The organism is Methylobrevis pamukkalensis (assembly GCF_001720135.1).
GTDB classification, from domain to species: domain Bacteria; phylum Pseudomonadota; class Alphaproteobacteria; order Rhizobiales; family Pleomorphomonadaceae; genus Methylobrevis; species Methylobrevis pamukkalensis.
On the sequence record NZ_MCRJ01000192.1, the window covers coordinates 1 to 4,269 of the forward strand.

The 4,269-nt window shown below is 68.9% G+C and carries 2 protein-coding genes; both read left to right on the forward strand.

What is annotated here, in order from left to right:
• Nucleotides 1–284: 284 nt before the first annotated feature.
• Complete coding sequence (locus A6302_RS19445) at nucleotides 285–980, forward strand: SH3 domain-containing protein (RefSeq protein ID WP_069308413.1); 696 nt, start codon at nucleotides 285–287, stop codon at nucleotides 978–980.
• A 183-nt stretch (nucleotides 981–1,163) separates the two neighbouring features.
• Entirely contained in the window at nucleotides 1,164–4,241 is a 3,078-nt protein-coding gene (uvrB, locus tag A6302_RS19450; RefSeq protein WP_245294164.1) for an excinuclease ABC subunit UvrB, read from the forward strand.
• Nucleotides 4,242–4,269: the final 28 nt, after the last annotated feature.

Below are 4,269 nucleotides of genomic sequence, written 5' to 3' on the forward strand. Positions count from 1 at the left end.
TGTGTCGATGCGCGCGTCATGCAGACCTGTCGCCTGGCCTGTGCGGGAAGATGAACGGAAGCTGAATGCGGAGTTCAGGAGATTCTCATCCGGACGGCGCGAAAGTGGGTGCGAGGGCCGGGGGAGTCCGTGTTGTCATCCCGACCCGGGAGGCAAGGTCGCCTGCGACTGCGCCGTCGGTGAGGAACAACCCCCTCATGCCGGGCGTTTTCGGGGGCCAGACTCTGCAATATCCGGCGCCGCGGGTCTCGCGTCTGCGGGATACGACTGGGAGGAACCGATCGATGAAGACACGACTGCTTGCGGTGCTGGCCCTGCTGATCGGCCTCATGGTGCCGACCACGGGGGCATTCGCCGCGTTCCAGGCCTATGCCACGGGCAACGTCAACCTGCGCGCCGGACCGAGCACGCAGTATCCGCGCATCACCACGCTGCGCGTGGGCGAGCCGCTCACCGTCTACGGCTGCCTCAGCGGCTGGTCGTGGTGCGACGTCAACTGGCGCGGCTATCGCGGCTGGGTGTCGGGACGCTATCTGGAGGCCGTCTACTCCGGCCGCCGGGTGATCGTTCCCAACTATGCGCCGCGGCTCGGCGTGCCGGTGATCCGCTTCGACTTCGACGGATACTGGGGCAACCACTACCGCCGCTATCCCTTCTATCGCGATCACGACCGCTACCGCTATTACGGTCGTCCCGCGCATTCGCGTCCCGACTACCGCCCGCCGCGTCCCGACCGCCCGGACTACCGTCCGCCGCGCCCGGACCGGGATCGCGACTGGTACCGGGATCGCGACCGGGACAGGGACCGGCCGCGCGCCGATCGCCCCGATCGGGATCGTCCCGACCGGCCCCGTCCCGACCGGAATCGCGTGGAATTGCGTGACCGCGGCCTGCCCGGTGTCGTCGATCGCAGCCCGACCAAGCGCCAGCAGGAGCGGGTCTGCGTCGATAATCGTGGCCGCGAGGTTCGCTGCCGCTGAGTGACCTCAGGAGCCCGGCCGCCCACGCGCCCGGACCTGAAGGCGAGACCATCCAGCCCCCGCCGCGCAGCCCGCGGCGGGGGCTTTTCGATGCGGCGGTCCGTCCCGCGCCGCGGACCTGTCCGATCGCTTTTCGTTCTTGTGGACCTTTCGTCCCGGCCGTTGCCGCGCCATATTCGGGGCATGACTCGCAAGCCCACCCGTTCCGCCCTTCCGACGGCCGACGCCGCGGAGGAGATGCCCTCCGTTTCCGGCTTCGGCGAAGCGCCGCAGCCGGCGCTGTCCGGCGATCCGCTCGGCAGTTCCGTGTCGGACTGGATCCGTGCCGCCGAGGGCGCCGACATGGAGGGCATCCCCGCCGCCGAGGCCGCCCCGGTCGCCCCGAAGAAGGCGCCGCGCGCCAACCTTCAGACCGGGGACAGGAAGGCTGCGGCGAAACCCGCGCGGTCCTCCCGCGGCACGTCGATGGGCGCCTCCACCGATCCGAAGGCGCGCGCCGAGGGCGGGCTCAACCCGGTCGCCGGCATGAGCCTCACCCTTGACGAGGCGGTGGAGATGAACCGGGCGCGGATGGAGCTGTCCAATCCGTCCGCCGGCGTCACCGCCACCGTGTCGGCGCTGGAAAAGCTGATCCAGGGCGGGCGGGCCGAGGTGGAGGGCGCGCCGGCGTGGAAGCCGCACCGGCCCGAGCGGCCGGCCAAATCCGAGGGCGGCATTCCCTTCGATCTCGTCTCCGGCTACGAGCCGCGCGGCGACCAGCCGACCGCGATCGCCGAACTGGTGGCGGGCATCGAGGACAACGAGCGCTGCCAGGTGCTGCTCGGCGTCACCGGTTCGGGCAAGACCTACACCATGGCGCAGGTGATCGCCCGCACCAACCGGCCGGCCCTGATCCTCGCCCCGAACAAGACGCTGGCGGCCCAGCTCTACGGCGAGTTCAAGTCGTTCTTCCCGAACAACGCGGTGGAGTATTTCGTCTCCTATTACGACTATTACCAGCCCGAGGCCTATGTGCCGCGGACCGACACCTACATCGAGAAGGAATCCTCGATCAACGAGCAGATCGACCGCATGCGCCATGCGGCCACCCGCTCGCTGCTGGAGCGCGACGACGTGATCATCGTCGCCTCGGTGTCCTGCATCTACGGCATCGGCTCGGTCGAGACCTACACGGCGATGACCTTCAGCCTGGAGATGGGCGAGCGGATCGACCAGCGCCAGCTGCTCGCCGATCTCGTCGCCCTGCAGTACAAGCGCAACGACGCGGCCTTCGTGCGCGGCTCGTTCCGGGTGCGCGGCGATACGGTCGAAGTCTTCCCGGCCCACTTGGAGGATCGCGCCTGGCGGATCTCGCTGTTCGGCGACGAGGTGGAATCGATCACCGAGTTCGACCCGCTCACCGGCCACAAGTCGGCGGACCTGCGCTACGTCAAGTTCTACGCCAACTCGCACTATGTGACGCCGAAGCCCACGCTGGCGCAGGCCACCAAGTCGATCAAGGAAGAGCTGCGCCACCGCCTCGTCGAGCTGGAGGCGCACGGGCGCCTGCTGGAGGCGCAGCGGCTGGAACAGCGCTGCCGCTTCGACCTGGAGATGATGGAGGCCACCGGCTCCTGCGCCGGCATCGAGAACTATTCGCGCTATCTCACCGGCCGCGCGCCGGGCGAGCCGCCGCCCACCCTGTTCGAATACCTGCCCGACAACGCCCTCGTCTTCGTCGACGAGAGCCACGTCACGGTTCCGCAGATCGGCGCCATGTACAAGGGCGACTTCCGCCGCAAGGCGACACTGGCGGAGTATGGTTTCAGGCTTCCGAGCTGCATGGACAACCGGCCGCTGCGCTTCGAGGAGTGGGACGCGATGCGCCCGCAGACCGTCGCCGTCTCGGCCACCCCCGGCGGCTGGGAGCTGGAGCAGTCCGGCGGCACCTTCGCCGAGCAGGTGATCCGTCCCACCGGCCTGATCGACCCGCCGATCGACATCCGCCCGGCCCGCACCCAGGTCGACGACCTGCTGGGCGAGGTGAAGCAGACCGCACTCAAGGGCTACCGCACCCTCGTCACCACGCTGACCAAGCGCATGGCCGAGGACCTCACCGAATATCTCCACGAGCACGGGGTGCGGGTGCGCTACATGCACTCCGACATCGACACGCTGGAGCGGATCGAGATCCTGCGCGACCTGCGGCTCGGCGCCTTCGACGTGCTGATCGGCATCAACCTCCTGCGCGAGGGCCTCGACATTCCCGAATGCGGCCTCGTCGCCATCCTCGACGCCGACAAGGAAGGCTTCTTGCGCTCGGAGACGTCCCTTGTGCAGACCATCGGGCGGGCGGCGCGCAACGTCGACGGCCGGGTGATCCTCTACGCCGACCACACCACCGGCTCGATGGAGCGGGCGATCGCCGAGACCGGGCGGCGGCGCGAGAAGCAGCTCGCCTACAACGCCGAGCACGGCATCACGCCGGAAAGCGTGCGCCGCTCCATCGGCGACATCATGGCCTCGGTCTACGAGCAGGACCACGTCACGGTGGACGCCGGCTTTGCCGAGGAGGGGTCGATGGTCGGCCACAACCTCAAGGCCCACATCGCCGATCTGGAAAAGAAGATGAAGGACGCGGCCGCGAACCTCGAGTTCGAAACCGCCGCGCGTCTGCGCGACGAGCTCAAGCGCCTGCGCGAAACCGAACTCGCCGTCGCCGACGACCCCCTCGCCCGCCAGGCCGACCTCGACGACCGCACCGGCGGCTACCGCGGCGACCGCAAGGACCCGGCGGGCACGAAGGGCCGCGCGGGGAAGGCGGGCCATGCGACGGGCAAGCGCGGGGGTGGAAATTCCTCTCCCCAGCGGGGCTCCGCAGGAGGCGAGGAGACCCGTGGCTCCGAAGCAGGAGATGCCCGAAGGGCAGGTGAGGGGGCCCCACGGCAAGACCTAACGACGTCAGGAACGCAAAGCGATAATGCCCCCTCTCCCCCCCGGGGAGAGGGCCGGGGTGAGGGGGCCGCCCCACGGCACGACGTCACCGCCACCTCCCGCGTCCACAAACCCGCCAGCCACGAGATGGGCCCGCACAACCGCACCCTCCCGATCGGCAGCCCCGACGATCCCCACGGCCCGCGCCGCTCGAAGGTGGCAAAGCCCACCCTCGACAACATGGGCCCCGGCACCGACATGACCGTCCCGCTCGGCAAGGACGCGGTGTTCCAGAAACCCGACCCGATGACGAAGAACTATCGGCCGGGGGGGAGACGGAAGAGGTGATACATCTTCTGTAATTCATAATGATTTT